The organism is Kitasatospora sp. NBC_01250, from assembly GCF_036226465.1.
In the GTDB taxonomy this organism is placed as follows: Bacteria; Actinomycetota; Actinomycetes; order Streptomycetales; family Streptomycetaceae; genus Kitasatospora.
Genome location: NZ_CP108476.1, coordinates 259009 through 284860 on the forward strand (window position 1 = coordinate 259009; position 25852 = coordinate 284860).

Consider the following 25852-nt stretch of genomic DNA (forward strand, 5'->3'; position numbering starts at 1 on the left):
TGGCCGCGGGCGGGTCTGTGGTTCTGATCATCCGTCAGTGAACCCTCCTGGAGGTACCGTCACGCCCGCCCGCAGACGAAACGCCGTGCCAGGGCGGTACGGTAGCTTCGTGCGCTGGGGATGCGCGGCAGGGGGAAGGGGTCGCCTTGATCGACGGAACTGATGAGAGCGGTCCACGAGTCCCCGAGCCGCGACCGGATCTGGCGCGGCGTGCGGCACCGTTTCTTCCCGCCGGCAGCGAGGTACGGCAGGGGTTCATCTGGGGCGCCATCCCCGTGTTGGAGAGTGGCAAGCTCTCCGGCGGCGCCGGCCCACGGCGTCTGGCGGGCACGATGCCACGGCAGACCCGGCTCGGCCCGGTCTCCGGCCGTTGGGGGCAGGTGAGCATCCTTGGCGAGCGTCACTGGGTTCACAAGCGCTTCTTCGACCAGATCGCTGCCGCGGACCGAGAGGCCGGTCTCGCTCGATGAAGGCCCGCCACCTTCGACGTTCCTGATTGCCGACACCGGCCTGGCGGTTCCAGCCGTGCGGGCTGAGGATCGAATCCAGCTGGCGGACGGCGGAGTTGAGTTGTCCGGCCCAGGGTCTGCGTCCGGCTCGGTGAGGCGTCCGGTTCGGTGATGCGTCCGGGGTGTTCGTCAGCTTGGCTGTTCGCCCGCTGCCGCCGTTGGGCTCATGTACGCAGGTGGGACGCACCGTTGAGGTCGACGACGGTTCCGGAGGCCCAGACCGCCGCGGGAGAGGCCAGGAAGTGCACAGTGGCGGCGATCTCCTCCGGGGTGCCGACCCTGCCGAACGGGCTTTCCGCTCGCAGGCGTTCGCCCTGCGGGCCGGACAGCTTCGCCGCCTGTCGCTCGGTGGCGACGAATCCGGGGGCGACGGAAGTGACCGCGATGCCGTGCGGAGCCAGTGCCACGGCCAGCGATTGGCCGAGCGCGTGGAGCGCAGCTTTCGTCGCTCCGTACGCGGGGAAGTCGGGTTCGCCCCGGAACGCTCCGCGTGAGCCGATGTTCACGATGGCGCCGCCGGCACCGCGCTCCACGAGATGGCGGGCCACGGCCCAGCTCAGGTCGGCGGCACCGAGCAGGTTGACCTCGACCATGCGCCGCCAGATCCGCTGCCAGTCGGCCAGCGGGGTGTGCGCGATCGGGTGCCGGGTCTCGGCCGTGGGAGCGACGGCTGCGTTGTTCACCAGGACGTCCAGCGTGCCCAGGGCGGCGAGCGCCTCGGCCACCGCGCGCTCGGCCGCGCCGGGCTCCCCCAGATCGGCCTGGAGCAGCGTGTGCCCCTCCCCCGGCAACTGCCGCAGCGTCTCCTCGGCATCCGCGCGGCTGCCGGCGTACTGCACCGCGACGCGGTCGCCGCCGCGGGCGAAGGCCAGCGCGACCGCACGGCCGATGCCGCGCGAGCCGCCGGTCACCAGGACGCCCCTCATCGGGCGGACACCATCGACTCGTCGCACAGCATTGGGGCTCCTCTCCAGCGGACTCGCTGACCGGATCAGCCTGCCCAGGGCAATGTCTTGATGTCAACATTGGGAATCCACGGAGGGGCCAGGCAGCCGTCCGTACAGGATTGACTGGTGCGAACGATGACCGGATGTCACCGCCTGGCAGGCCATCCGCTCCCAGCTGCACCTCTTCCAGTTGCGCCGCGTGGACGCCGGCTACGGCCACTACCGGGCACGCGTGGTCGACGAGCACCGCGAACTGGCCGTACTGCTGCGCTCCGGCGACCGTCGGACACTGGACCGCCGGGCAGCGGAGCACGTGGACTCCGCACGCCGCAGCCTGCTGGCGGATCTGGCGACCTGAGCCCGGGCCTGAGGCCGGCCGCCGCCACAAACAGCGCGGCCGGGACCCATGATGCCAGCAGCGGCCCTGCGCCCGGTGCCTTCCGAGCGGTGACCGACCGGCGGCAGCCTGTCCAACGCCGGCCGCGCGCGCCCGTGGTCAGCCTCGGGATCGGTGAGGCACGCCGTCAGTCTGCGGCCTGCGTCGCCGGGAAGTCGGTGCTGAGGGTGACCTCCCGCCAGTCGTCGAAGGTGGCCTTGAGGGTGTCGAGCTTGGCGGTGGCGATGTCGTAGGCGGCCTTGCCCAGCAGCAGGCGCAGCGGTGGCTGTTCGGCCGTGACGGCGTCGATGACGGCCCGGGCGGCGCGTGCCGGGTCCCCGGGCTGGTGGCCGTAGGTGGCCAGCGTGCCGGCGCGCCGGGTGCCCGCGGTGGGGGCGTAGTCGTCGATGGTGGTGGCGGACTGGCGCATGGAGGGCCCGGACCAGTTGGTGCGGAATGCGGCGGGTTCGACGATCGTCACCTTGATGCCCAGGGGGGGCGACTTCGGCGGCGAGCGACTCGGACAGGCCCTCCACGGCGAACTTGGTGGCGTGGTAGTAGCCGGTGGCGCCGAAGCCGACCAGGCCGCCGAGTGAGGAGACGTTCACGATGTGGCCGGCGCGGCGGGCGCGCATGCCCGGCAGGACGGCTTTGGTGGTGTCGGCCAGGCCGAAGACGTTGGTGTCGAACAGGGAGCGGATCTCGTCGTCCTCGCCCTCCTCGACGGCGGCGAGGTAGCCGTAGCCGGCGTTGTTGACCAGGACGTCGATCTTTCCGAAGGCGGTCTGCGCCCGGGCGACCGCCGTCGCGATCTGCCCGGAGTCGGTGACATCCAGCGGCAGTGCGAGGGCGCGTTCTTCGTGTCCACGGATCACATCGGCGACCGCGCGGGGGTCTCGGGCGGTGACCACTGCCCGCCATCCGCGCTCCAGCACGGCGGTGGCCAGTGCCCGGCCCAGGCCGGAGGAGCAGCCGGTGATGAACCAGACCGGTACGTCAGGGGAGGTCATGCGGGAGGTGCCCTTCGCTCGAAGTATCGTGGAAATGGGTGAGGGTGGGGCCGGCGAGCAGGGCCAGTGACCGCTCGGCGGCGGTGCCGGGTTCGGCCCGGTAGACGACGAGGTGCTGGCCGGGGGCACTGTTGACGGAGAAGGTCTCGAAGCCCAGGGTGAGGTCTCCGACCAGCCGATGGTGGAAGCGTTTCACCGAGGCCGTCTTGGCCCGTACCTCATGGCGCGCCCACATCCGTGCGAAGTCGTGGCTGCGCACGGACAGTTCGCCCACCAGCTCCTGCAGCCGCTGATCGTCCGCCGTGGGGTTGGCGGCTCGCAGCGCGGCCACGCAGCCCTGCGCGACGACGGCCCAGTCGCGGTAGAAGTCCCGGGCGGCCGGATCGAGGAACATCGCCGTGATCAGACTGGTCTCGCTGCCCAGCCAGCAGAACAGCGCCTCACCCAGGGGGTTGAGGGCCAGGAGGTCGAGGTACCGGCCGTAGACCAGAGCCGGTGTGTCCGCCCAGGTGTCCAGCAAGGACACCAGTTGCGGGCCCGCGTACTCCCGGGCCGGCTTGGGGCGCCCTGGTTGCGGCGGATCGACCAGCGCGCGCAGGTAGGCGGCTTCCTCGCCTCTCAACAGCAGGGCTGCCGCCAGGGCCCGCAGGACCTGGGGCGAGGAGTTGCGTTCACGCCCTTGTTCCAGCCGCACGTAGTAGTCGGTGCTCACCCCGGCGAGGACCGCGATCTCCTCGCGTCGCAGACCGGGAGTACGGCGCGCCCCCGCAGGCATCCCGTGGTCCTCGGGACGCACCAGCGCGCGCCGGGCCCGCAGGAACTCGCTCAGCCGTTTCGTGTGCATGCCCACCACGGTAGGGGCAGGCACCGCGAGGAAGGTGGCCCTGCCGCACCCACCCGCTCGGCGCGAACCCTCTGTCGGGCAAGGTCAGTCGGACGTCGTGCCCCGCGACCACACGCCGAGCCACTGCTCGGCGCCGTAGTCCTCGAACCGCTCCACCTCGGTGAACCCCAGCTTCGCCGCGACGCGCATCGAGGCCGCGTTGGCGGTCTGGGTGGAGAGCACCACCGGCTCGCCGGGATGCGCGTCGGCGAACCAGTCGAGCGCCGCCGCGCATGCCTCGGTGGCGTACCCGCGCCCCCACGCCTGCGGCAGGAACAGGTAGCCGAGCTCGGGCTCCCCGCCTTCCGAACGGATGTGGCCCTTGCGCTCCGGGTCGCGCCGATCGAGCGTGATCATGCCGATCGCTGTCGCGTCGAGCTCGGCCACGAAGAAGCCGAAGCGCTGTCCGGGCACCTCGGGCATCGCGCGCTCGAGCTCGTCACGCGGTCGAGCGCCGCCGACGTAGGTGCCCACCTCCGGTGAGGCGGCCAGCTCGATCAGCGCCGCACGGTCCCGGGCCTCGGCCTCACGGAGCACGAGCCGCCCGGTCTTGATCGGGGCAGGCGGCCAGGCGACGGGGTTCACGGTGGTCTCGTCCGGCATGGAACGGCTCCTGATCCTCTCGGCCACACGGTTCGCTCGTACGGCCATGGCGGGCAACGACTTCTGACGTCGCCACGCAGCAGGACGCGCTCCGACGCGGTGCCAGTTGCGTGCACCCGGAAAGACCGGAAAGCCCCGCCGGGCAGGAACCCCGGAACCACCGCGCCCAGGCACACCCCGCGTTCTACGCTGCCAAAGCCGCTCAGGCCAGCTTCGCCGACATCCTCTCCCACCGGCTTCGCCCCGAGGGCATCCGCGTCATCTCGCTCCAGTTCGAGCAGGTGCAGGAGCCCTCGGCGAACCCGTCCACCACGCCATCGGACGCTCGCGCGGCGGGCCGACCACGAAGCTTGGTCGGCCCGCCGATCCGTAGGAGAGCCCTGGCTACGCCTCCAGGGCCTTCGCGGCGTCGCGGATGACGTCGAGGACGAAGTCGGGGTGCGACAGCATGGGCACGTGGCTGCTGTCCACGCTGTAGGTCTTCGCGCCCATGCGCTCGGCGGCGGCCCGCTCCAGCTCCGGGTTCACGGTGCGGTCGTTGTTCGCGACGATGTACCAGCTCGGCTTCGTACGCCAGGCGGTGCCGGGGACCTGCTGAGTGAACAGGTCGGCGACCGGCACCGCGCCCGTCGCCAGGGCCAGCTGCTGCTCGGACGCGGGCAGATCGCCGCAGAAGTCGCCGATGCCCGACTCGAGCAGCCACAGGCGGCCGTCGGCGACGTCGAGGTGCTTGAAGACCGGCATGCTGGGGAACTTCTCCTGCTGGCTCTGCGAGGTCTCGTCCTCGTCGGGCGCGAGCGCGGCGATGTAGACCAGCGCGCCCACCCGGTCGTGCATGCCCGCCTTGGTGATCAGCGTCCCGCCGTAGGAGTGCCCGACGAGCACGACCGGGCCTGGCACGTGGTTGATGGCCCGGGTGACGCACGCGACGTCGCCTTCGAGGGAGTCCAGGCCGTGCTGCGAGCTGTAGACCTGGTGGCCCTCGGCCTGCAGCACGGGGATGAGCTTGCTGAAGCACGACCCGTCGGCCCAGAGTCCGTGCGCGAAAACGATGCTGGCCTTGCCTGCCATGACGTCCTCCTTCGTAGCTGTCACGCCATGACGCCACCCTACGTCGAGTACCCGGGAAGTTACTGTTCGTGATGGTCCCATTGGGCCTCGACCGAGGCGTCGGGCCCTCGGGGGCAGTGTCGCCGGGCAGTGCTCCGGGGCTCCCGAAGCTGGGGTGCCCCGCGGCTGCTACCGTCCGCGCATGACAAAGAGCGTGCCCTTTACCGGTGACGAGAAGGACAGTCTGTACGCCGCCCTCGACCGGCATCGCGATGCGGTGCTGTGGAAGCTCGAAGGCCTCGACGACGAGCAGCTGCGGCGGCCGATGACGCCGTCGGGGACGAACCTGCTGGGGCTGGTCAAGCACCTCGGGGGCGCTGAGCTCGGTTGGTTCCGCGAGACCTTCGGCCGCGAAACGGGGCCCTTGCCCTTCGACTTCGATCGGGACGAGACCTCCGACATGCGGGTGGAACCGCACGAGTCCACCGCGGACATCCTGGAGTTCTACGGTCGTGCCCGGGCCGCCGCCGACCAGGTGATCGACGAGCTCGGCCTCGACGACCTCGGCACGTCCTACGCCGGCAACGCCGTGTCGCTGCGCTGGGTGCTCATCCACATGACGACAGAAACCGCACGGCACGCGGGCCACATGGACATCCTGCGCGAGCTCGTCGACGGCTCGACCGGTGACCACAACCGGGGCTGATCCGCGCCCAGGGCGATCCGTCGGTGGATCACGACCAGGTGGCCTGGGCCGGCATCGGGCACCCGTGGATCCGTGCATCCGGGACCGGATCAGCTGAAGCAGCGCGTAGACACCTGACTGCGTGGGCAGCAAGAAGGACGGCAGTCAGGTGGGCGACGAGGGGGGACCCGGCGTGGTGGTCTTGGTGATCGTCTTGGGGGCGCTGGCCGCAGGGGTGCTGCTGACCGGTCTGGTGCGGGCCGGGCGGCGGGAGTCCGCAGCCGAGCGGGCCCGCCTCGCCGGCGAGGCCGCCCTGGCGGCGCGCCGGTCCATGGACACCGTCTGGGCCATGGACGACCGCCAGTTCGAGGACCACGTCGCCGCGCTGTGCCGCCGCGACGGCTGCAGCTCCGTCCAGCGCGTCGGCGGCGCCGGCGACCTGGGCGCGGACGTGACCGCCACGCTGCCCGACGGTCGCCGCCTCGTCATCCAGTGCAAGCGCTACGCCCCGCACCGCTCGGTCGGTAGCCGCGACATCCAGCTCTTCAACGGCACCGCCCGGCTGGAACACCACGCCGACGTCCCGTTGTTCGTCGCCTCCTGCGTGTTCACCAAGCCGGCCCGGACGTTCGCCGCCAAACACCGGCTCACCCTCATCGACGTCGACCTGCTCGGCTTCTGGAACAACGGCACCCCGCTGACCTCGTTCCTCGACCTCGACATCGCCCGCTCCGGCACCAACCGCAGACTCGGACCGGCCGGTTGATCCCCGACCGGCGTCCTCCGCCGTGAAGTCCGGTGCGCCACAGCGTCGTTGACCGCGCACATCGAAGGATGTGGAGCGGATCAACTCCTGCACCAGACGGCCCGATGAACCGACGAACCGACGAACCGCGTGCGCTGGGGCGGGTGGCCGCCCCAGCGCCGGTGCGACTACTCCTGCAGGTAGGTCTCGCTGAAGCTGGTGCCGCCGGAGCCGAGCGCGCTGGTGCGGGCCTCGTAGGCGCCGTTCGAGGGGTCCATCGCGACCGGGTTCGACGAACCGAGGGACTTGCCGTTGACGGTGGCGGAACTGAAGTTCAGCGTACCGAAGTTGGGGTAGGCCCCGCTCGGCGACTCGATGATCACCTCGGCGCTGGCCCGCTGCGCGGAGAGGGTCTTGCTGGTGCTGTAGGTCCAACCCCGCGAGGAGTCGGTCAGCTTCAGGTTGTACTTGTTGCTCCCGGCGTAGGTCACCGAGGCGTTGATGACGTCCCCGGCCGACACCGGGTACGAACTGGTGCTCAGGTAGACCGGGTTCGCCGGGTACATCTCGTACCAGGCCTGGTCGACGGGGCTGCCGCTGGAGCAGTCGGTCGCCACGCCGGTCTGCTCGACACTGGACGATCCGTACCCGTCGATGCCGACCCAGGGGGCGTAGAGGTCGTTGGTCGAGTTGCAGGTCGCGCGCGCCTCGGTCCAGGTGGCCGAGACCGAGGTGAAGCCGCTGCCGGTAGCGGCGTAGCCGCCCCAGTTGTAGCCGTTGATGTTGTAGCTCAGGGGGCGGAACGCCAGGTGCTGGGCTGCCGCCGCAGTGGTCGGCGCGACGGGGGCGAGAGCGGTGGCCGCTGCCGCGAGGGTGGCGACGCGTATCAGGAACTTGCGCATGCTGGCTCCTCCGTGGGGGGACGAACAGGATGCTCGCGAGCCCGCCCGAGCCGTGTGGGGGGCTTGGGGGGCAGTACAGAGTGACCTATTGTCATGCGCTGGGCAAGAGCCTGGAAGCTTCGAGTTTCCCGTGAATTCGGCGGCCGGGCAGCACGCCTGACGGCTGCTCCGCGCCTGAACGCCTGCGCCGAATCAGCGACGACGGAGCGTCAGGCTCGCGTCAGCAGGCCGTCAGCCCGGTGCCGCACCATGGTCATGTGCCCAGCGGACCCGCCCGACCAAGGGAGACGAACACCCGACCGGCTACGCGCTGTGGCCGTTCGGGTGGTCCCTGCCCGACGCGGCGCCGGTGTGACCACCGTCGGCCCGCCGGCGAGGTCGAGGGCCGTCTACCGATCGACCGCCGCTCGGACGACGAGCTCCTCTGCTGCCCCCGGACCGCCTACGGCTCGGCGGGGGCGCTGCTGTCCTCGGCCGGGATCGCGTCGCCGAATCGCCACGCCTCGATGTCGCGGTACCGGATCGGCCCAGGCCCACGGCCGATGTTGCTGCCGACCAGGTGGAGGCGCTCGGCCTGCCACGGTCGGCCCACGAACCCGCTGAGCTCGGCCGCAGCCTGCGGCACGCTGGTGGGATCGTCGCGGCGCGACCGTGCCAGCGTCAGATGGGGGCGCAGCGCGCGGTCCCTGAACTCGATCCCGCAGGATCTGACCAGCTCCCGGACATCGGCGGCGAGCAGCTGCAGTCCCTCCAGGTCCCCGTCGATCCCGCTCCACAGCAGTCGCTCGTCGAAGTGGCCGCCACCGCGCAGGCCCAGCTGCAGGGCGGGGTGCGACGCCGCCCGGCCGGCCAGCACCGACCGCAGCAACGGTACGGTCGTGGAGGGGAGTTCGCCGAGGAAGGCCAGCGTGATGTGCCAGTCCTCGATCCGGTTCCACCTCAGCCGCGGATACCTGGCGTAAGCGGGCCGCAGGACCTGGGCCAGCTCGTCCTTCGCGGCGTCCGGCGGAGCCAGTGCCACGAAGACACGCAGGGTCAGGGGCTCGGGGTGATCGTCCACCAGGGATTTCTAGCACCTCACCAACACCCCGGGCCACCGGCACCAGCACCGGCCACCGGCGCCCGGGGGCAGCGCGACAGCGGACAGCCGGGTGCGGGGCCCCGGCCGGGCCTTCGGCGCGAACAGCGCCGGGCACGGGAGTGGCACCGGAGTCGCACCGGCCCCGCTCCGGCTCGTTCCGCAGCGGAGCGGTCCCGCTGGCGGTCAGGGGCGTTCGGGCGCGAACCGCCGTGGTGGAGAATCGCTCCATGCGGATTGTGATCATCACGGCCGGCTCACGAGGGGACGTCGCGCCGTTCACGGGCTTGGGCCGGCGTCTGCTGGAGGCGGGGCACCACGTTGCCGTGGCCGCTCACCCGCCCTTCGCGACGCTGGTCGAGGCGTGCGATCTGGAGTACCGGCCGCTGCCGGGAGACCCGCGGGCACTCATCCGCTCCAGGGGCCAGGCGGCGTCCCCGCAGGAGGCCCGGGCAGTGATGGCGGCGTTTCTGGACGGACTCGCCGATGGGGTGGTGGAGGCTGTGGCGGGCGGTGCCGACCTGCTGCTCACCGCCTTCGGCCCGTCGGCGCTCAGCCGGGCGGCCAGGGAGGCGTTCGGCACGCCGGTCATCGGCACGTACCTCGCGCCCGCCTTCGCCACCAGGGAGTTCCCGCTGCCCGGCGCCCGGGGCGTCGACGACCTGGGGCCGGACGGCAATCTCGCGGCCGGCCAAGCGGTGCTCCGAGGCGGCGAGGCGCTCCTCACCGGCGTTGCGACCCGGCTGCGCCACCGCCTGGGACTGCCCGCCGCAACGCCCCCGGCACCGCCCGGGCGTACCGGTTCGGTCCTCCACGGCTTCAGTCCGCTGGTGGTGCCGCGTCCGGCCGACTGGCCGTCCGGGGCCGAGGTGACGGGCTACTGGTGGCCCGCTCGACCGCAGGGCTGGCAGCCCCCGGGCGAACTGGTCGACCTCCTCCAAGCCGGTCCGGCCCCGGTGTTCATCGGCTTCGGCAGCATGGCACCCGGAGAGGGCGAGCGGCTCAGCGAGCTGGTGGCCGCCGCGGTGAGGCGGGCGGGTGTGCGCGCGGTGGTGCAGGCAGGCTGGGCCGGACTGGGAGGGACGGGTGACGACCTCCTGGCCGTCGGCGACCTGCCCCACGACTGGCTGCTCCCCCGCACGGCCACCGTCGTCCACCATGCCGGAGCGGGCACCACCGGAGCCGGACTGCGCGCGGGGATCCCCGCCGTGCCGGTCCCCGTCATGGCCGACCAACCGTTCTGGGCGGCACGCCTGCACCGGCTGGGAGTCGCCCCTCAGCCGCTCCCGTTCCCGGACCTCACCGCCGAGCACCTCGCCGCCGCGATCACGGCCGCCAGTGCCGAGACCGTCCGACGCCGCGCGGCCGACATCGCCCGGCGCATAGCGGCAGAGGACGGCGCCGGTGCCGTCCTCTCCCGCATCGACGAACTCGGCCACTGACTCCCCGGGATCCCCCACCACCGCCCTACTGAAGCGAACCGGGCCCAGGCCGCACATGGCGCTGCCTCGACTCCTGGACACTTCGGACGCCGCCATGGGCCCTGATGCCGCCCGAAGCCGTGCACAAATCGGCCGTCGCAGCCGTCGCAGCCGTCGCAGCCATCGCGGCTATCTCGGCACGAACGGCGTGAACGGCGTGAACAGCACCCGGCGATGGCCTACTTCACCGAGTCGTAGGCGGCGGCGAAGGTGTCCGCGAACCAGGGGCTGTACTCCACACCAGATCCGCTCCGCACCACGCTGCCGCTGCAGTCGTGCTTGGTGCTGCCGGGGGTGTGCAGGGCGCCGGTCGGCGTGGCCCAGTCCTGGTGCGGCCGCGCGGCGGTGGCCGGCGCATCGGACGAGTCGGACGCACCGGATATGTCCGTCACGCTCGACGGGTCCGCGACCGGGTCCGTGGTCGAGTCCGCGCCGAACGCGACGGCCGACGGAACGAGCGCTGCGAACACCGTTGCTGCGACAACGGCGGTCCGAGCCAGCTTCATGATGTCCCCCATCCGACCCTTTGGCCAGGGGCGACAGCGAGAACTCTGCCGCCGCCGCAGCCCACCGCGCGTCGAGCCGTGGTTGGAGAATTCCAACGCCCGCGCCAACCCCAGGGGTTGAGCACGGCCGACGAGGTAGACCCACGCAACAGCAGTACCTGCGGGCGGGTAGGCGGAGAGCCCCATCGGGCCCTGCTCCCGACAGACGATCCGCTCCCCCGCCTCCGGCTGCGGACGGACACCGATCAGCCCGCCGCAGCACTCGCGATGACGCCGTATCACCTCCGCTGCTGCACACTTGAGCCCCGACATCGCCCCATCTGCAGGCAGGAACGCCGCCGTGAAACCGCACCGCCGCCTGATCTCCCCCCGCCGCTGGACCCCACCGCCGGCCGCCCCCGGGCACGGCGGCACGGACGGCACGAGCCGCTTCCGGATCGCCCGCCGCCTGGCGACCGGCGGGCACGGGCCCGAGGACGTGATCTTCGACCGGCAGGGTGGTCTGCTCACCGGGCTCGCCGACGGGAGCATCGTCCGCCTCGACCCCGCGACCGGGGCCCGCACCGTGCTGGGCACCACCGGAGGCCGCCCGCTGGGACTCGAGCCCTGCGCCGACGCAAGCGTGCTGGTCTGCGACCACGACCGCGGGTTGCTGCGCGTCGGCCCCGACGGGTCGGTCCAGGTCCTCGTCGACGAGGTCGACGGCAGCCCGCTCACCTTCACCAGCAATGTGGTCGAAGGTCCTGACGGAACGATCTGGTTCACCGTCTCCACGCGACGCTGGGACCTCGAGCACTACCTCGGCGACATCATCGAACACTCCTGCACCGGCATGCTGGTACGCCGCGACGTGGACGGCACCGTGACCGTGCTGCTCGACGACCTCAAGTTCGCCAACGGCCTCGTGCTCGCTCCCGACGCCTCGCACCTGCTGTTCGCCGAGACCGGCGGATACCGGGTGAGCCGCTACTGGCTCACCGGCGCCCGGGCCGCAACCGTGGAGCCGTTCGCCGACAACCTGCCCGGGCTCCCGGACAACATGAGTCTGGGCAGCGACGGCCTCCTGTGGGTCTCGATCGCCGCCCCGCGCAACGCCCTGCTCGACAAGCTGCTGCCGCTCGCAGGGCTCTGGCGGATCCTGGTGTGGAACCTCCCCGAGGCCGTCCGCCCCAAGCCGGCGCCGCTGGCCCAGGTGATGGCCTTCGACCTCGACGGCCGCCTCGTCCACGACCTGCGGGCGAGCGACGGATCCTACGGACTCGTGACCAGCGTCGCCGAGCACAACGGGACCGTCGTGGCGGGCAGTCTGCACGAGAGCGACATCGTCGTGCTGGACCTGGCCTCGCACGACCGCTGACCGGACAACCGCCACCCCGCCCCAACGCCCGACCCCGTGAGCGCCGGCACTCGACGCCGGGACCCACGAACGGGACACGCCAACGGGACACGCGGGAACGGCGGAGCCCGCGTCCGGTGCGGTGGCGCGCCCTATGATCATGACGGCTGTGCCGCCGTCATGATCACGAACCGGGGACGAACAGAACCGGGGACCACAGAACCAGGGAAGGCAGGTGCATCCGTGATCGCGCTGGTCGTCAGCATGGGCACGCTGTTCGCCTGGTCCCTGGTGGCCGGCCGGCTGACCCGGTGGAGCATCACGGCGCCGGTCGCGATGACGGCCGCGGGCGTGGCGCTGACCGTGGGACCACACCCGCTGGTCCGGATCACGCTGACCACCTCGGACGCCGAGCACGCGGTCGAGATCATCCTCGCCGTCCTCCTCTTCGTCGACGCCACCGCGGTGCCGAGCCAGGTGATGCACCGCCAACGGGGTCTGCTGGTAAGGCTGCTGGTCCTCGCCCTGCCCCTCACCTTCGGTGTCGCCGTACTGGCGGGCGTCCTGCTCTTCCCCGCCCACAACTGGTGGCTGGCCGCACTGTTCGCCGCGATCACCGTACCCGTCGACCTGGCCCCCGCGGTCGAGCTGATCCGCGACGTCCGGCTGCCCTCCTGGCTGCGCGGGGTGCTCACCGTCGAGAGCGGACTGAACGACGGGATCGTCGCCCCGCTCTTCCTGCTCTGCCTCGCCGGCTTCGAGGCCCACGGCGGCGTCGCACACGGTGCCGCGCACACCCCCTCGGACGACCTCGGCGACGCCCTCGACGCGCTGCTGTGGGCAGTGGTCGCGGGCGCCCTGGTCGGCAAGCCCGGCGGCTGGCTGCTGCGCCGCGCCTGGCTGGCCGAGTGGACCCGGCCGGCCGCACTGCGCCTGGGGATCGTCGCGCTCCCGCTGATGGCGTACGCACTGGCCACCGAGCTGCACGGCAACGGCTTCGTCGCCGCCTTCGTGGCCGGCCTGCTCTTCACCCCGGCCTCCCGCGCGCTGCCGCCCGAAGCACCGCACCTGCTGGAGGACATCGGGACGCTCCTCTCGCTCGCGCTCTGGTTCGTCTTCGGACAGTTGGTCACCCAGGCGTTCACCGGCGCCTTCGACGCCCGGGTGGTGGCCTACGCGTTCCTGACCCTGACGGTGGTGCGGATCGCGCCCGTGCTGCTCTGCCTGGTGGGCAGCGGCCTGAGCCGGGCCGACCGGCTGTTGCTCGCCTGGCTCGGACCGCGCGGCCTGGCCTCCATCGTCTTCGGCCTGCTCGCCTTCATCAGCCTGGCCCCCGCGGACCCGCACGCCGCGGACCTGGTGGGCCAGGTGATGGTGATGACCGTGCTGATGAGCCTGGTTCTGCACGGGCTGACCTACGGCCCGTTGGCGGGGCGCTACGACCGTGCGCAGCGGCGGGCCGAAGCCGTCTCCGGCGCCCAGCAGGACCCGGACCGCTGACGGACCCTCCATCCACGAGCAGGGCCCCGGCGCGCCCCCCGGAGAAGGTCCACGCCGCCGTCCATGTGTTCGACGGTATTTGACGTATCGCCATATGAACTCCACCGGCGCCCGCTAGCCTGACCGCGTACATGCCAGAAGGTCCGCCCCCACCCGCGGAGGTCCCATGTCCTTCCCAGCCGCCCTGGCTCGCCCGGTCCGCCGTGCGGCCGTCCTGCTCGCCGCCGTCGCCTGCGCGCTCCCACTCGCCACCGGGACGTCCACCGCCGCCGACACCGGCGGCCTCTCGCTCGCGGCCGCCACCTCGGTCGGCATCCACAACACCTACGACGACACCAGCCAGTTCCCCCACCTGGCCGACGCCCTGGACACCGGGACCTCGCTCATCGAGCTGGACACCTGGGTGGATCCGTTCACCCACGAGTGGAAGGTCAGCCACTCCAACCCGCTCGGCAACCAGAACAACTGCGTCGACGCCACCACCGCCGCCGACCTCTACCGCGGCGGCGCCAACAAGGACCTCGGCAGCTGCCTCGACGACCTGCGCATCTGGCTCGCGGCCCACCCCGGCCACTCACCGATCATGGTCAAACTGGAGATGAAGGCGGGATTCGACGCCACGGTCGGCCTCGGCCCGACCGAGCTCGACGCGCTCGTCCAGGCGCACCTGGGCGCCGACGTCTACCGCCCGGCGGACCTGCTGGGCAGCTACCCGACACTCGACGCGGCAGCGCGGGCCGGCAACTGGCCCACCCGCTCGGCACTGGCCGGCAAGGTGATCCTGGAGGCGATCCCGGGGACGTTCGAGCAGAGCAACCCCTTCGACCACCTGTGGACCGACACCGAGTACGCCCAGCACCTGGCCGCACTCCAGGCAGCCGGCACGCTCGGCCAGGCACAGGTCTTCCCCTCCGTGCTCAACGCCGCCCCCGGCGACCCGCGCACCCGCTACCCCGACGCCTCGCTGCGCCCGTGGTTCGTCGTCTTCGACGGCGACGCCCACGCCTACGTCGACGGTGGCATCGACACCTCCTGGTACGACACCAACCACTACCTGCTGGTCATGACCGACGCCCAGAACGTGACCCCCGCCCTGTCCGACACCGCCCCGACCGCAGCCGACGCAGCTGCCCGGGTGGCCCAACTCGCCGCCGCACACGCCTCGTTCGTCTCCTGCGACTGGACGGGCCTGCCGACGGTACTGGCCGAGCAGCTCCCGCGCGGCCGCTGACATCGGTGCGCGAGGCCGGCGAGAGCCACCGTGACGTCCGCCGGCCGGCTCTCCCATCAAGGATTATGGCACAGGTAAAGAATGGTCAAAGCCCTGTGATTATTGCCGATCCTGCCGAACGGCGGTTGTCGGCTTCGAGCGGGCGCCCCGCGGCAGCCTTGTCCGCGGGTGCGCAGCGGACGGGGAGGGCAGGGAGTCTGCGGCAGGCGATCGCCAACCTGCCCCAGGGTGTGGCGAGTTCCTGACGGGGATCCTGCCGCCGGGAGGCGGGAGCGAACTCCCCGGCCCCCTGAGGGGATGCGTGGCGGGTCGTGGGCCGATCGATCCATCATCACGCCCAATCCCAGCGGTTGCCCTGGGTACTGGAAGCCGACCGGGCGCGCGGAAGGCTGTACGTGATCGTTCGGGGGCGGGCGTGACGTGAGCGCGCCCAGCCAGTCCGGCGGGGGCTTCCAGGACATCCCTGCGAGGGGCCTGACGGGCCTGCGGCCTCATAGGACTGCCCCACACCGAGACCGGTGTGGGGCAGTCCTCGAGCGGGCCAGGTCGGGGGTGGGCTCAGTACGGGAGAGTGGTGTCGCGAACCCCCGGGCCCGGACTGCTGTCGGTGGTCAGCGGGTCTCGATGACGACCTTCTCGATGACCGCATCCTGCACCGGGCGGTCGTTGCGGGGGTTGGTCTCCGTCGTGCCGATGGCGTCGACGACCTTCTTGCTGGCCTCGTCGGCCACTTCACCGAAGATGGTGTGCTTGCCGGTGAGCCACGTGGTCGCCCCGAGCGTGATGAAGAACTGGGACCCGTTGGTCCCCGGCCCGGCGTTGGCCATCGCCAGCAGGTAGGGCTTGGTGAACGCCAGGTCCGGGTGGAACTCGTCGGCGAACTTGTACCCGGGGCCGCCCGTCCCGTTGCCCAGGGGGTCGCCGCCCTGGATCATGAAACCCTCGATGACCCGGTGGAACACCGTCCCGTCGTACAGCGGCTCGGTGCTCCGCTGCCCGGTGCTCGGGTCGACCCATTCGCGGTCGCCCTTCGCCAGCTCCACGAAGTTCTTCACCGTCTTCGGGGCGTGGTTCGGCAGCAGCCGGATCACGATGTCCCCCTTGTTGGTCTTCAGTGTCGCGTACAGCTCTTCCGCCATGGTGATCCTTCGGTGTGCACGATCTACGGACCCGGATATTCTGCAGGCTGATCGGCGCCCCCGGGGCGATAACACGGCATCTCACCCGCACGAGTTGCGGACAAGGCACCGATGCGGCTGCGGCGCGCAGCAGGGTGCCGCAGGGGCTCCTCTGCCGCGCGGGGTTCACTCCACGCCGCACCAGTCCTGCCGGTAGGACGCCCAGTCGGCCGGCGTGGCGGTAAAGTCCGCGTACACCGCGACCCCGAAGGCCGCGCGGGTCGGCGCGTGGCGGCCGAGTGCCAGGCGCACCCCGCGGATCGCGGCCGGGACCGTTTCGGCGGAGCCGTGGTGGCCCATCTCCTCGGCATCGTAGGCGGGCAGGCCCATCAGCAGCTCGACCGGGTCCGGGGTGGCTTCCAGAGCCAGCGCGGTCTGCTGGGCGACGTAGCCGGTGTAGAGCGAGGGCAGCGGCATCGCCGTGTCGTAGGACATCACCGCCACCTGGTCCACCCGGCGGGCCACCTGCCCGAAGTAGTCCTGCGACCACCACTTGGGGTGCCCGGCCAACACGCCCGCCACGGTGTGCAGCGCGGGCAGCGGGTCCAGTTGCGGGGTGGCCACCGACAGCAGCGCGCCCCGGGCGGCAGTCAGCGTGTGCACCTGGCCGAGCAGCGCGAGGTAGCCGGCGTCGCCCGAGTGCACCGGCTCCAGGTCCAGGTGCACCCCGGCGAAGCCCGCGTCCAGTACCTGTGCGGCCGAGTCGGTGATCCGCCGGCGCACCGCAGGGTCGTCCAGGTGCAGCCCGTGCTCCTCCGGCTCCACCAAGTCGCCCAGCCAGGCCTGCACCCGCACCCCGGGCAGCACGCGGTGTGTGGCGTCCAGCAGTTCGCCCGCCCGGGGGTAGCGGGAAGCGGGCAGCGTACCGTCGTCGTTCAGCGGCCCCGCGTGCACGTAGAGGTCGCGCATCCCGCCGCGGACCAGCTGCGGCAGGCCGGCCAGGTCGGCCGGGCCCTTGCTGCCGTCCACCCAGGCGTGACCGAGCCAGGCGGCGTCCTGCCCGCGGGTGCGGGCCTGCGGCGCCGGGGTGCCGCCGGCCTCCAGGCGCAGGGCGATGCCGATCCCGGCCACCGGCAGCAGCAGCGCGGCCACCAGGGCCAGCGCGATCAGGAGCAGGATCCGCCGCCGCGGCCACCGTCGGTACAACGCCCGCCACGCCCGCCACGCCCGCCGCAGCGACCGCGCCGGGACTCGCCAACCGTCCCACGTCCTGGAAAACCTCATCGAACGCGTGCCCACCCCTCGTGCCGTCTGATCCTCCGAACGGCCCACCCTACGGAACGCGGCGATGGCGTCGAGCCGGGGACCGAGCGACTGCGCGCGGTGTTCCGGGCCAGGTGGGGCCACCAGCGCGCGCCCCGGGCGTGGTTGGCCGCTGCCGCCTGACGGTTCGGGCATCCGGTGCGGCGGAGGTGAGGCCGCGGGGTGCGGCTCCATCCAGTGGGCCAGGAGCACGACGATGTCCCCGTCCCCTCGCGGCCGGTCGGGTGCGAGGGCACAGGGACGGGGACGGGGGCAGGGACGAGGCGCCGTCAGACCGTGTACCCGCCGTCCACGGCGAGGGCGGTGCCGGTGACGTAGCGGCCCCCGGGGCCTGCCAGGTAGGTCACCGCGGCGGCGATGTCCTCGGCCTCGCCGTAACGCCCCAGCGCGGTGAGGGAGCGCTGGAAATCGGCGGTCCCGCCGTCGGCCCGGTTCATGTCGGTGTCGATCGGGCCCGGATCCACGATGGTGGCGGTGATCCCGCGCGGCCCCAGTTCCCGGGCGAGGCCCTTGGTCAGCCCGACGAGCGCGGACTTGGCCATCGCCTGCAGGACGAAGTTCGAGCCGGGAACCCGCCCGTTGAAGCACGACCCGATGCTGATGATCCGCCCGCCGTCCCCCATGTGACGGGCGGCGGCCTGAGCCGCCAGGAACACCGACCGGACGTCCACGGCGAGCACCCGGTCCAGTTCCGTGGCGGACACCTCGGCCAGCGGACCGTAGGTGAGGAAGCCCGCGTTGTTCACCAGGATGTCGATGCGGCCCAGCTCCCGGACCGTCTGCTCCACCGCCTGCGCTGCGGCCTCCGGCCGGGTCAGGTCGGCCTGGATGATCGCGGCCCGGCCGCCGGCCGCCTCGATCTGCTCGGCGACCTCGCGCGCCTGGTCCGCGGCCTCGACATAGGTCAGCGCCACCGCTGCCCCCGCGTCGGCCAGCCGCTTGGCTGTCGCCGCGCCGATGCCGCGGCTGCCCCCGGTCACCAGCGCCACCTTGCCGGTCAGCTCACTCATCGACGTCTCCTCCCGAAACGGTGTGCTCGTCATGCCGGCATGGTAGAAGTTGCCATCGGTGTCAGGTTCAAGTCGTCGTCACACGGGGTGGGGATGGGAATGCGGATCGGTGAGCTGGCGCGGCGCAGCGGGGTGAGCGAGCGTTCGCTGCGGTACTACGAGGCGCAAGGACTGCTGCGGGCGGAGCGCACCCCCGGCGGCCACCGGAACTACGGCGAGTGGGCGGTCGACCGCGTCGTACGCATCCAGACGCTCTACGCCGCGGGCCTGAACAGCAAGAAGATCGCCCAACTGCTGCCCTGCATGAGGGATACGGACGGTCGCCCGAACGAGGCCGCCACCCCGCAGCTGGTCGACGAGCTGGCGGCGGAGCGCGACCGCATCGACCGCATGATCGTCGAACTGGTCCGCTCGCGCGACGTCCTTGACGAAGTGATCGATACGGCGTCACAGAACGCGGCCACCGGGCCTGCCGCACTCACGCCTCGACGCTGAGCGCCGGGCCGGGCCGACCGATCGACCGACCGACCGACCGACCGACCGGCGCAGGCTGCCGCGCCCTCGGGCGCAGGAGGGGCGAGGCCGGGCAGCTGCGAAGGCCACGACACGGGCCGGACCTCAAGACACCTACGCCGCCTCGGCGTTCGACAGCGCGCCGGCGAACTGCTCGGCGCTTAGCTCGTCGCCGAAGTGGTGGACGACGTGCTCGCGGACGTGGTCCTCTCCACGCACTCGACCCACCTGGACCCGCCAAGGCAGCGCGGAAGCGATCAGCACACAACCCTCCCTGACTCGGGGTCATCCCGGCGGGGGGTGACCTCCGCGCTCAGGCGGCGGTGGCGGACACTAGATCATCGTCGGCCCCGGCGGTGCCCCTGAGGCCTCCTGACGACCATTCGGGCCGCGCACGGCGCAAAAACCCATGGCGTCGTGGCTACGCGGCCCGGTAACGTGCCTGCAGATACCGATCGAGAGATGGGGATGTGGCATGCGCCTCGGCTTGGACACGGTTACCGCCTCGTCCCGGGAGCTGCGGGCGCGCTGATCGCGCCCGTTCGCAGACCATCGATCTGCGCCGTAGCTCCTTCGGCGAGACGGGTTCGGACCTTCCGACCGTTCTCTCCCACCGAGGAGCCATCCTTGTCTGCCCGAAACACCGCGCCGCTCGGCGCGGGATTCCGCACGCTCTGGGCCGCATCAGCCATCTCCACCGTCGGCGACGGCATCACCCTCGCTGCCGGCCCGATGATTGTCGCCTCGATCACCCGTGAGCCTGTGCCCGTCGCCGTCGCGGCGTTCAGCCAGCAGGTGCCCTGGCTACTGTTCGGCCTGGTCAGCGGAGTCTTCGTCGACCGGCTGGACCGACGCAGGCTGATCGTCGCCGTCAACCTGGCGCGCGCGGTCTCGCTCGGCGCGCTGGCCGCCGCCGCGGCACTCGGCGCGGTGAGTCTCCCGCTCATCTACGCCGTCTTCTTCGCTCTCGGCACAGCCGACACCCTCGCCGACACCGCCAGCGGAGCGCTGCTGCCGGCCGTCGTCGCCCAGGACAGGCTTGCCGAAGCCAACGCCCGACTCTCGCTCACCTTCACCATCGGCAACCAGTTCATGGCCAAACCGCTCGGCGCCTGGCTCTTCGCCCTCGCCGTGGGGGCGCCGTTCGCCACCGACGCGTTGACCTTCGCTGTCGCCGCCGCGCTCACAGCGACTCTCCGCCCTGTCCGGACCACCCCGCCTCCGGCCACCAGCTCAGCTCGCAGCCCGCTTCGCAGGGATGTGACGACCGGGGCACGCTGGCTCGCCCGCCACCGCGTACTGCGAACCGTCTCGCTCAGCATGGGCATCGGCAACGCGGTCTTCTGCGCCGCATTCTCGGTGTTCGTCCTCTACGTTCGCGAACGTCTGGGTGTGACCGGCCTCGGGTACGGCCTGCTGCTGACCACCTTCGCCATCGGCGGCACCCTCGGCACCCTCTCGGTCCGCTACCTCAAACAGCGCTACCGAGCCGCCACCTTGCTGCGCGCAGGGCTGTTCATCGAGGCGTTCACGCATGCCGCGCTCGCCGCGACGACGCATGTGTGGATCGCCGCCCCCGTACTCATCCTCTTCGGCATCCACACCATGGTGTGGGGCTCGGTCGCCTCGACGCTCTACCAGCAGACCGTCCCGGACCAGTTGCGTGGACGCGTCGGCAGCGTCCGGATCCTGTGTGACCTCGGCGGAGCCGCCATCGGGACCATCGCCGGCGGGTTTCTCGCCCAGAGCCTGGGACTCACCACTCCGTTCTGGGTGGCCGCTGTGGTCATGCTCGCAGTCGCCGGGTGCGCCTGGAGGCCGCTCGGGCCCGCGAAGATCCAGTAACCGGGAGCGCGAACAAGGGGTGGGCCCTCGTCAAGCCGCCGAGAACCCACCCCCAGGTGCTTCTCGTTCGACCAACGTGCCGTCGGCGCCGAGCAGGTAGGCACGCGGCGGGCCCATGGCCGCCACGGCTGCCCTGAGTGCCGCCTCCTTCTCCGCGGGATCCGGGGCGTTCGGATCCCGCACAAGGAAGCCGTGAAGGTCGACGGCGTCCGCCTCCACGTCCCTGGGCTCCGGGCGGCCTTCCAGGACGAACCCACAGAGCGCGCGCAGCGCATCCTCGCCCATGTCCAGTGGGTGAAATGGCAGCGGGTACGGCCTTTCGTCCTCGCCCGGCCATGCGATGGCCCCCGCTGCGCGGTCCCCGGCCCAGTAGGGCTGCTCGAAGGCAAGGGGATCGCCGATGTCCTCGGCGATCCCACTGTCCGGGGACAGACTCAGCGACCGGATGAGACGCCCATCCTCCCAGACTCCGAATGCCAGCCAGTCCACCACGCTGTGCATGGCGTGCAGCACCATGCGCCGGCCCGCACTTGCCGCCACCAGCTCGTCCGGGAGTCGGGACGGGAGGTCGACCATGACACGTCCATCGCATACCAGGTCCACCCCCGGCCAACTTCCCGCGTAGACCCGACCGTCCGGAGGATGGGCCCCGTCCGCCAAGGTCGAGCCGGAGGTCGCTTCGATGCCCCAGCCCGGGTAAAGGCATCGCATCATCGCGGTCGTCCGCTCCAGATCCGGCGCACCGACCCGTTTCAGTAGGTCCGGCGCCGCTCCATCGGAGTACACGAGCAGACCGGTCCTGGCTCCCAAGAATCCTCCCCATAGCGATGGCCGACGTTGCGATCGCACCCTACTCGTCAGCACCGACAAGGAAGGTCAAGCCGCCCGGCCTCAGCTGGAGAGGTGGCGCCGGACCTCACCCACCGCGGACCAGCAGGTCCGCGCGCAGGCCGAGGTGGTCGGAGACGAAGCCGCGGCCGGAGGGCATCGCGATCTGCTGGTCGAGGATCAGCTCCGCGTGCTCGGCCACGATGTCCTCGCCGGGCCAGGATGAAGTCGATGCAGTGCGGTGAGAAAATCGCCAACCCGCCGGCGGGCCCGACCGGCGTGCGGGCGTACGCCACGTGCGGGAACGCGGGCAGAGCGGCCCTGGGCTGCCGCACATGCTGGTAGGTGTGGACCTCTGGGAAGCCGACGACCTCGACGGGCGAGTGCTCGAACTCCGCGCCGACGGCCGCGGACCGCTCGGCCCGGTGGGTGCCCAGCAGCGGGGTCCCGCGCGTGTTCAGCGTCGCGATCGTCAGGCTACGTGCGGCGCCCGTCCGCGGACCGGCGGGCACGGGGCGCTCTGCCGGGGCCAAGGTTCAGGAGACCTTGGTGAAATCGCAGGCGGGAGTCGACTTCCTGCTGTCGCAGATCAGCGTGGGAGAGGTCGGACTGCCTTCGGCGAGCAGGACCACCGAGGTCGGGGAGTTCTGCTGCGATGCGCTGTCCTTGAAGCTGATGAGCACGCCGGTGGGCCCGTACCACACCTTGCCCAGCTGCCAGTGTCCCGTGCCCGACATCGGTGGTGTGCCCTGCCCGTAGGTGAAGAAGTGCAGGACGTTGCTGAAGGTGGCGCTGCCCTGGGCACCGTCGGCGGCGGTCGGCTGGCTGGTGAAGGTGATGGTTGCGCCGTCCTTGTTCCTCCAGGTGCCGGACAGTCTCAGCGCCTGGAGCTGAGCGTGGCTCAGCATGCCCGACTGGTCGCCCGACTTCCACCACACGATCATGGCTACCGTGCCGACGACCGTGACCAGCAGGACGAAGCCGATCGCACGACCCACACAGCCCATCACACGGTTCCTCTCGCATCGGCCTCGGCTCCTGTCGCCGCGGGCGATTCTCCCCCGCGGCGGGGCACGGGGGCATCGGTAGAACTACGGGCTCCGACTACGCAAATCACCGGGTTCCGCTGCCCGGATCGCTCCCCCTACGCCCAGGTGACCGGTAGGTGGAGCAGGCCCCGGTTCCGGAAGGAGTCGCACCAGGTGGGCTCGGTGGCGGGGCCGGCCAGGCGCAGCGAGGGGTAGCGGCGCAGGAGGGTGAGGACGGCGGTTTCGACCTCCAGGCGGGCGAGGGCGGCGCCCAGGCAGAAGTGGATGCCGTGGCCGAAGCCGAGGTGGCTGTTCTCCGGTCGGTCGGCGTTGAACTGCTCGGGGTCGCCGAAGGCCTGCGGGTCCCGGTTCGCGGACGCCAGGGACATCCAGATGCGTTCTCCGGCGGCGATCCGGGCGTCACCGATCTGGACGGGTTCACGGGCGAACCGCCTGGAGGCCAGCATGGACGGGCCGTTCCAGCGCAGGACCTCCTCCACCACCCGGGCGATGTCGAGGGTGCCGGAGCGCAGGGAGTCCAGTTGGTCGGGGTGGGTGAGCAGGGCCAGGACGGTGGTGCCGATCAGGTTGGCGCTGTTGTCGTAGCCGGCGAACAGCAGCAGGAAGGACATCGCGACCAGTTCCGCTTCCGAGAGCCGGTCGTCGTGGTCGCGCGCGGAGATCATCTGGGTGAGCAGGTCGTCGCCCGGGTGGGAGCGCTTGTGGGTGATCAGCGCGACCAGGAAGGTGTGCATGTCCTTGAGCGCCTGGCGGGAGGCGCGTGCCGCGTCCGGGGCCGGGGAGCGCAGCGCGTTCGTCCAGGTACGGAAGTCGCGTCGGTCCTGCTCGGCGATGCCCAGCACGTCGCAGATGACCGCGAGTGCCAGCGGTGTCGCCAGGTCCGCCATGACGTCGGCCGAGCCGTGGTGGAAGGTGTCGAGGAGTGCGTCGGTGCGCTGTTGGACGGCCGGGCGCAGCCGGGCGATGTTGCGCGGGGTGAAGGCGGGGGCGACCAGGCGGCGCAGCCGGTTGTGGTCGGGCGGGTCCATGTTCAGCAGGTGCGCGTCGAGTTCGGCGGGCATGGAGGCGCCGTGCTGCCCGCTGCTGGTGGCCGTGGCCTTGTTCAGGGACAGCCGCGGGTCGGTGAGCCCGGCCCGCACGTCCGCGTGGCGGGTGACCAGCCAGACCGGGGCCCCGTCGGGTGTCGTCGTGCGCAGGGCCGGGCCCTGGGCACGCAGCCGGCCGTAGCCGCCGTGCGGGTCGTGCAGCAGCGCGGTGTCGAAGAGCTCGGGCGCCTCGGCACCCGGCCCGGGCCCCGTCATGCCGACACCCCGGTGTCGGAGCCGGCGAAGCGTGTCCTGACGTCGGCCACCACGGGCGAGCTGCCATAGGCCGCGGCGACCTTGACGAGCCAGGCGAGTTCTTCGGCGCGGTCTCCGCCGGCCGGGTCGTCGATCCCCTGGACGGCGAGGGCCGGCAGCGGGATGCCGGCGTTGTGCGCATGGAGGGCGACGGCCAGTTGGGTCGCCTCGACGACGGCTTCGATGTCCTTCGCCGCGAGTCGGTGGAGCTGTGCCTGCTCGCGGGCCGCGGCGGCGACCGCTTCGGTGTAGTGCGGGCGCAGCCGGAGCTGGATGTCGCGGATCTCCACCTGCTGGCGGGTGACGAGGAGTTCCAGGTCCCTGAGGGTGGGGACCGAGTCGAGGCCGTCCTCGGGGCCGTTGTGCGGCCGCAGCGCGATGCTGCCGTCGCGCAGCTCGATGACCTGGCGGCCGAAGATGCGGTGCGCGGTGCGCAGCGACCAGCGGTTCGTGCGCTCGGTCGGTGCGAACATCAGCACGAGTTCGGGGAAGGCGACCGCGAGGTCCCGCCACAGCGGGTAGAGGCGCTGGTAGGAGCGGTAGACGGCGGTGAGGTCCCGCAGTTGGCTGACGCCGGCGCCCCAGGCGGGCATGGTGAAGCCCAGGCTGAAGAGCGCCGCGGAGACGCTGGCGGAGAGCGGTGCGACGATGCTGCTGACGACGTGCAGCGGGGAGGAGCCGAACAGGTCCCAGACCATGTTGACGACCTTGGGCACGCAGTAGCCGAGGCCGAACCAGGCGCCGGCGGTGACGATCCTGAGGCCGCGTCGTGTCCAGGGGCGGTCGACCATGGCGGCGTAGCGTCGGCACAGCACGACGAGCATGCCCATCGCGAGGGTGAACAGCAGCTGGTAGCTGAGCAGGAACACGTCGACGTAGCGGACTGCTTCGAAGGTGACGTCGAAGTCGATGGGGTGTTCGACGGAGCCGGTGTCCCCCAGGAAGAAGAAGATCGTCATGACGGCGAGCGTCGCCAGCGCGTAGCCCAGTCCGACCCAGTGCCGGGCCCGGAGCCTGGCCTGGGCGGAGGACCAGGAGACCAGCAGGGCGACGAAGGAGGTCAGGCAGATCGCCACGCAGATGTAGATGATCAGCGAGGCGATGTTGGGCGTCCCGATCACGCGGTCGATCAGGATGTAGACGTGCGGCGAGGCCAGGACGAACGGTGCGGCGAAGGTGGCGATCGCCAGGCACAGCAGTTGCAGTTCGCGGTTGCGCCAATTGCCGATCAGGTCGCGGACCTTGTAGACGAAGGCCGCCCAGGTGATGACCGACAGGACGCCGTAGACGACGGTGAGCAGCAGCACAGGGTCAGGTCCTTCGTGAGTTGCGCTCCAGGGCAGCGCCGAGGTGGTGGACGAGGTTCGCCACGCCGGGGCTGACCGGCCGCTGCGGTGCGGGCCCGCCGCTGCGGCGGGCCTGGAGGGGAAGCAGCGAGGCGACGAGCTCGGCGGCCTGCTCCTCCTCGCTGGTGTAGAGGGAGCGGGCGAGCACGGCCCGGACGAACTCCGGCTTGAGGTTGGGCATCAGCAGCTTCGCGGCCTCGTCCTGATCGGCGTCGGTGGATCCGTGCCCCAGCAGCATGTGCCCGAGCTCGTGCATGACGATGTGCTCCTGGTGGGCCTTGCTGGTGTCCCGGTGGTACAGGATGTAGTCGACCTGGTCGGTGGCCACCCACAGCCCGCAGGGGCTGCCCGGCTGCACGGGCAGCGGCATGGCCACGAGGGAGATCTCCCGCTCGCGCCGGCCCTCGACGGCGTCGACCAACGCGTTGATGTCGAACGGGCTCGGGATCCTGATCTGAGCCACTGCCTCGGTGCAGCGCCTTCGCAGCTCCGTGCCGTCCATCTCCGGTCCCCTTAAACCGTCAGCGTCCGTCCAGCGAACAAACTCCATACCGACCCCCGGCCGTTGGCGCGGCCCGGCACAGCCGACCGCGGGATCCGGGGCGCAGCACGGAGCCTATGCGAACCCCTGTGCCCGG

The 25852-nt window shown here is 71.4% G+C and carries 26 protein-coding genes and 1 pseudogene; 9 read left to right on the forward strand and 18 right to left on the reverse strand.

What is annotated here, in order from left to right:
• Positions 1-673: 673 nt before the first annotated feature.
• Positions 674-1435 carry an SDR family NAD(P)-dependent oxidoreductase gene (locus OG500_RS01290; protein WP_327064468.1) on the reverse strand — a complete coding sequence of 254 codons (762 nt, stop codon included), beginning with the start codon at positions 1433-1435 and terminating at the stop codon, positions 674-676.
• Between the two features lie 220 nt (positions 1436-1655).
• Between OG500_RS01290 and OG500_RS01295 the strand changes: the two genes are divergently transcribed.
• Complete coding sequence (locus OG500_RS01295) at positions 1656-1814, forward strand: hypothetical protein (RefSeq protein ID WP_329587949.1); 159 nt, start codon at positions 1656-1658, stop codon at positions 1812-1814.
• A gap of 166 nt (positions 1815-1980) precedes the next feature.
• Here the strand turns inward: OG500_RS01295 and OG500_RS01300 are convergent, their stop codons facing one another.
• The 5 genes and pseudogenes from OG500_RS01300 to OG500_RS01325 form a co-directional block, all read right to left on the reverse strand.
• Positions 1981-2313, reverse strand: coding sequence for a hypothetical protein (locus OG500_RS01300; protein ID WP_327071817.1), 333 nt, complete (start codon positions 2311-2313; stop codon positions 1981-1983).
• 70 nt (positions 2314-2383) lie between these two features.
• Positions 2384-2842 (reverse strand): annotated as a pseudogene (locus OG500_RS01305) (SDR family NAD(P)-dependent oxidoreductase); the annotation flags it as partial.
• Complete coding sequence (locus tag OG500_RS01310; RefSeq protein ID WP_329575466.1) at positions 2829-3686, reverse strand: helix-turn-helix transcriptional regulator; 858 nt, start codon at positions 3684-3686, stop codon at positions 2829-2831. The pseudogene OG500_RS01305 and the gene OG500_RS01310, both read right to left, overlap by 14 nt.
• An 84-nt stretch (positions 3687-3770) precedes the next feature.
• Positions 3771-4328, reverse strand: coding sequence for a GNAT family N-acetyltransferase (locus OG500_RS01315; RefSeq protein WP_329575469.1), 558 nt, complete (start codon positions 4326-4328; stop codon positions 3771-3773).
• A gap of 384 nt (positions 4329-4712) precedes the next feature.
• Complete coding sequence (locus OG500_RS01325) at positions 4713-5399, reverse strand: alpha/beta fold hydrolase (protein WP_329575472.1); 687 nt, start codon at positions 5397-5399, stop codon at positions 4713-4715.
• A 181-nt stretch (positions 5400-5580) separates the two neighbouring features.
• On the opposite strand from OG500_RS01325, the gene OG500_RS01330 reads away from it, so the two are divergent.
• Together OG500_RS01330 and OG500_RS01335 are read left to right on the forward strand one after the other, a co-directional pair.
• The gene (locus tag OG500_RS01330) at positions 5581-6084 is read left to right on the forward strand and encodes a DinB family protein (RefSeq protein WP_329575474.1); all 504 of its coding nucleotides are present in this window, start codon (positions 5581-5583) and stop codon (positions 6082-6084) included.
• A gap of 121 nt (positions 6085-6205) precedes the next feature.
• Positions 6206-6829 (forward strand): restriction endonuclease, encoded by a 624-nt coding sequence (locus OG500_RS01335; protein ID WP_329575477.1) that lies wholly within the window; start codon positions 6206-6208, stop codon positions 6827-6829.
• A 167-nt stretch (positions 6830-6996) separates the two neighbouring features.
• Here OG500_RS01335 and OG500_RS01340 read toward each other — a convergent pair whose 3' ends face one another.
• Both OG500_RS01340 and thpR read right to left on the reverse strand, forming a co-directional pair.
• Entirely contained in the window at positions 6997-7710 is a 714-nt protein-coding gene (locus OG500_RS01340) for a G1 family glutamic endopeptidase (protein WP_327064477.1), read from the reverse strand.
• A gap of 442 nt (positions 7711-8152) precedes the next feature.
• The gene (gene thpR, locus OG500_RS01345; RefSeq protein WP_329575482.1) at positions 8153-8770 is read right to left on the reverse strand and encodes an RNA 2',3'-cyclic phosphodiesterase; all 618 of its coding nucleotides are present in this window, start codon (positions 8768-8770) and stop codon (positions 8153-8155) included.
• Positions 8771-9018: 248 nt separating this feature from the next.
• Between thpR and OG500_RS01350 the strand changes: the two genes are divergently transcribed.
• Positions 9019-10230, forward strand: coding sequence for a glycosyltransferase (locus tag OG500_RS01350; RefSeq protein ID WP_329575484.1), 1212 nt, complete (start codon positions 9019-9021; stop codon positions 10228-10230).
• A gap of 218 nt (positions 10231-10448) precedes the next feature.
• On the opposite strand, the gene OG500_RS01355 is transcribed toward OG500_RS01350, so the two are convergent.
• The gene (locus tag OG500_RS01355; RefSeq protein ID WP_329575487.1) at positions 10449-10775 is read right to left on the reverse strand and encodes a hypothetical protein; all 327 of its coding nucleotides are present in this window, start codon (positions 10773-10775) and stop codon (positions 10449-10451) included.
• A 340-nt stretch (positions 10776-11115) separates the two neighbouring features.
• Here OG500_RS01355 and OG500_RS01360 point away from each other — a divergent pair, with 340 nt between their 5' ends.
• The 3 genes from OG500_RS01360 (at position 11116) to OG500_RS01370 (ending at position 14842) form a co-directional block, all read left to right on the forward strand.
• Positions 11116-12132, forward strand: coding sequence for an SMP-30/gluconolactonase/LRE family protein (locus tag OG500_RS01360; protein WP_329575490.1), 1017 nt, complete (start codon positions 11116-11118; stop codon positions 12130-12132).
• Between the two features lie 222 nt (positions 12133-12354).
• A complete protein-coding gene (locus OG500_RS01365; protein WP_327064482.1) occupies positions 12355-13611 on the forward strand; it encodes a cation:proton antiporter in 1257 nt (418 codons plus the stop codon).
• A gap of 166 nt (positions 13612-13777) precedes the next feature.
• Positions 13778-14842: a phosphatidylinositol-specific phospholipase C domain-containing protein gene (locus OG500_RS01370; RefSeq protein WP_329575494.1), complete on the forward strand. Its 1065-nt coding sequence runs from the start codon at positions 13778-13780 to the stop codon at positions 14840-14842.
• A gap of 611 nt (positions 14843-15453) precedes the next feature.
• Here the strand turns inward: OG500_RS01370 and OG500_RS01375 are convergent.
• From OG500_RS01375 to OG500_RS01385, 3 genes are all read right to left on the reverse strand, one after another.
• Positions 15454-15981 (reverse strand): peptidylprolyl isomerase, encoded by a 528-nt coding sequence (locus tag OG500_RS01375; RefSeq protein WP_327064484.1) that lies wholly within the window; start codon positions 15979-15981, stop codon positions 15454-15456.
• Positions 15982-16146: 165 nt separating this feature from the next.
• A complete protein-coding gene (locus tag OG500_RS01380; protein WP_327064485.1) occupies positions 16147-17166 on the reverse strand; it encodes a hypothetical protein in 1020 nt (339 codons plus the stop codon).
• A gap of 386 nt (positions 17167-17552) precedes the next feature.
• Positions 17553-18293 (reverse strand): SDR family NAD(P)-dependent oxidoreductase, encoded by a 741-nt coding sequence (locus OG500_RS01385; protein WP_329575499.1) that lies wholly within the window; start codon positions 18291-18293, stop codon positions 17553-17555.
• A 99-nt stretch (positions 18294-18392) separates the two neighbouring features.
• Here OG500_RS01385 and OG500_RS01390 point away from each other — a divergent pair, with 99 nt between their 5' ends.
• Positions 18393-18788, forward strand: a complete 396-nt coding sequence (locus OG500_RS01390) for a MerR family transcriptional regulator (protein WP_329575502.1) — start codon at positions 18393-18395, stop codon at positions 18786-18788.
• 645 nt (positions 18789-19433) lie between these two features.
• Positions 19434-20651 (forward strand): MFS transporter, encoded by a 1218-nt coding sequence (locus OG500_RS01395; protein WP_329575505.1) that lies wholly within the window; start codon positions 19434-19436, stop codon positions 20649-20651.
• A gap of 30 nt (positions 20652-20681) precedes the next feature.
• Here OG500_RS01395 and OG500_RS01400 read toward each other — a convergent pair whose 3' ends face one another.
• The 6 genes from OG500_RS01400 to OG500_RS01420 all read right to left on the reverse strand — a co-directional run bounded on the left by OG500_RS01400 (position 20682) and on the right by OG500_RS01420 (position 25716).
• Complete coding sequence (locus OG500_RS01400) at positions 20682-21461, reverse strand: DUF6928 family protein (RefSeq protein ID WP_329575507.1); 780 nt, start codon at positions 21459-21461, stop codon at positions 20682-20684.
• Positions 21462-21508: 47 nt separating this feature from the next.
• The gene (locus tag OG500_RS38035; RefSeq protein WP_442906988.1) at positions 21509-21991 is read right to left on the reverse strand and encodes an endonuclease/exonuclease/phosphatase family protein; all 483 of its coding nucleotides are present in this window, start codon (positions 21989-21991) and stop codon (positions 21509-21511) included.
• A 24-nt stretch (positions 21992-22015) separates the two neighbouring features.
• Positions 22016-22486 carry a hypothetical protein gene (locus OG500_RS01405; RefSeq protein WP_327064489.1) on the reverse strand — a complete coding sequence of 157 codons (471 nt, stop codon included), beginning with the start codon at positions 22484-22486 and terminating at the stop codon, positions 22016-22018.
• 137 nt (positions 22487-22623) lie between these two features.
• The gene (locus OG500_RS01410; RefSeq protein WP_327064490.1) at positions 22624-23829 is read right to left on the reverse strand and encodes a cytochrome P450 family protein; all 1206 of its coding nucleotides are present in this window, start codon (positions 23827-23829) and stop codon (positions 22624-22626) included.
• Positions 23826-25175, reverse strand: a complete 1350-nt coding sequence (locus OG500_RS01415) for an MAB_1171c family putative transporter (RefSeq protein ID WP_329575511.1) — start codon at positions 25173-25175, stop codon at positions 23826-23828. Before OG500_RS01415 ends, OG500_RS01410 begins: the two co-directional genes overlap by 4 nt.
• A 4-nt stretch (positions 25176-25179) precedes the next feature.
• Positions 25180-25716: an ImmA/IrrE family metallo-endopeptidase gene (locus tag OG500_RS01420; protein WP_327064492.1), complete on the reverse strand. Its 537-nt coding sequence runs from the start codon at positions 25714-25716 to the stop codon at positions 25180-25182.
• Positions 25717-25852 lie beyond the last annotated feature (136 nt).

What these genes read in the sequence shown, in the direction of transcription:
- OG500_RS01330 (WP_329575474.1), top strand. Translation starts at nt 5,581, where the DNA reads ATGACAAAGAGCGTGCCCTTTACCGGTGACGAGAAGGACAGTCTGTAC.
- OG500_RS01370 (WP_329575494.1), top strand. Translation starts at nt 13,778, where the DNA reads ATGTCCTTCCCAGCCGCCCTGGCTCGCCCGGTCCGCCGTGCGGCCGTC.
- OG500_RS01385 (WP_329575499.1), bottom strand. Translation starts at nt 18,293, where the DNA reads ATGAGTGAGCTGACCGGCAAGGTGGCGCTGGTGACCGGGGGCAGCCGC.
- OG500_RS01350 (WP_329575484.1), top strand. Translation starts at nt 9,019, where the DNA reads ATGCGGATTGTGATCATCACGGCCGGCTCACGAGGGGACGTCGCGCCG.
- OG500_RS01355 (WP_329575487.1), bottom strand. Translation starts at nt 10,775, where the DNA reads ATGAAGCTGGCTCGGACCGCCGTTGTCGCAGCAACGGTGTTCGCAGCG.
- OG500_RS01375 (WP_327064484.1), bottom strand. Translation starts at nt 15,981, where the DNA reads ATGGCGGAAGAGCTGTACGCGACACTGAAGACCAACAAGGGGGACATC.
- OG500_RS01325 (WP_329575472.1), bottom strand. Translation starts at nt 5,399, where the DNA reads ATGGCAGGCAAGGCCAGCATCGTTTTCGCGCACGGACTCTGGGCCGAC.
- OG500_RS01405 (WP_327064489.1), bottom strand. Translation starts at nt 22,486, where the DNA reads ATGGGCTGTGTGGGTCGTGCGATCGGCTTCGTCCTGCTGGTCACGGTC.
- OG500_RS01310 (WP_329575466.1), bottom strand. Translation starts at nt 3,686, where the DNA reads ATGCACACGAAACGGCTGAGCGAGTTCCTGCGGGCCCGGCGCGCGCTG.
- OG500_RS01410 (WP_327064490.1), bottom strand. Translation starts at nt 23,829, where the DNA reads ATGACGGGGCCCGGGCCGGGTGCCGAGGCGCCCGAGCTCTTCGACACC.
- OG500_RS01340 (WP_327064477.1), bottom strand. Translation starts at nt 7,710, where the DNA reads ATGCGCAAGTTCCTGATACGCGTCGCCACCCTCGCGGCAGCGGCCACC.
- OG500_RS01390 (WP_329575502.1), top strand. Translation starts at nt 18,393, where the DNA reads ATGCGGATCGGTGAGCTGGCGCGGCGCAGCGGGGTGAGCGAGCGTTCG.
- OG500_RS01290 (WP_327064468.1), bottom strand. Translation starts at nt 1,435, where the DNA reads ATGAGGGGCGTCCTGGTGACCGGCGGCTCGCGCGGCATCGGCCGTGCG.
- OG500_RS01315 (WP_329575469.1), bottom strand. Translation starts at nt 4,328, where the DNA reads ATGCCGGACGAGACCACCGTGAACCCCGTCGCCTGGCCGCCTGCCCCG.
- OG500_RS01420 (WP_327064492.1), bottom strand. Translation starts at nt 25,716, where the DNA reads ATGGACGGCACGGAGCTGCGAAGGCGCTGCACCGAGGCAGTGGCTCAG.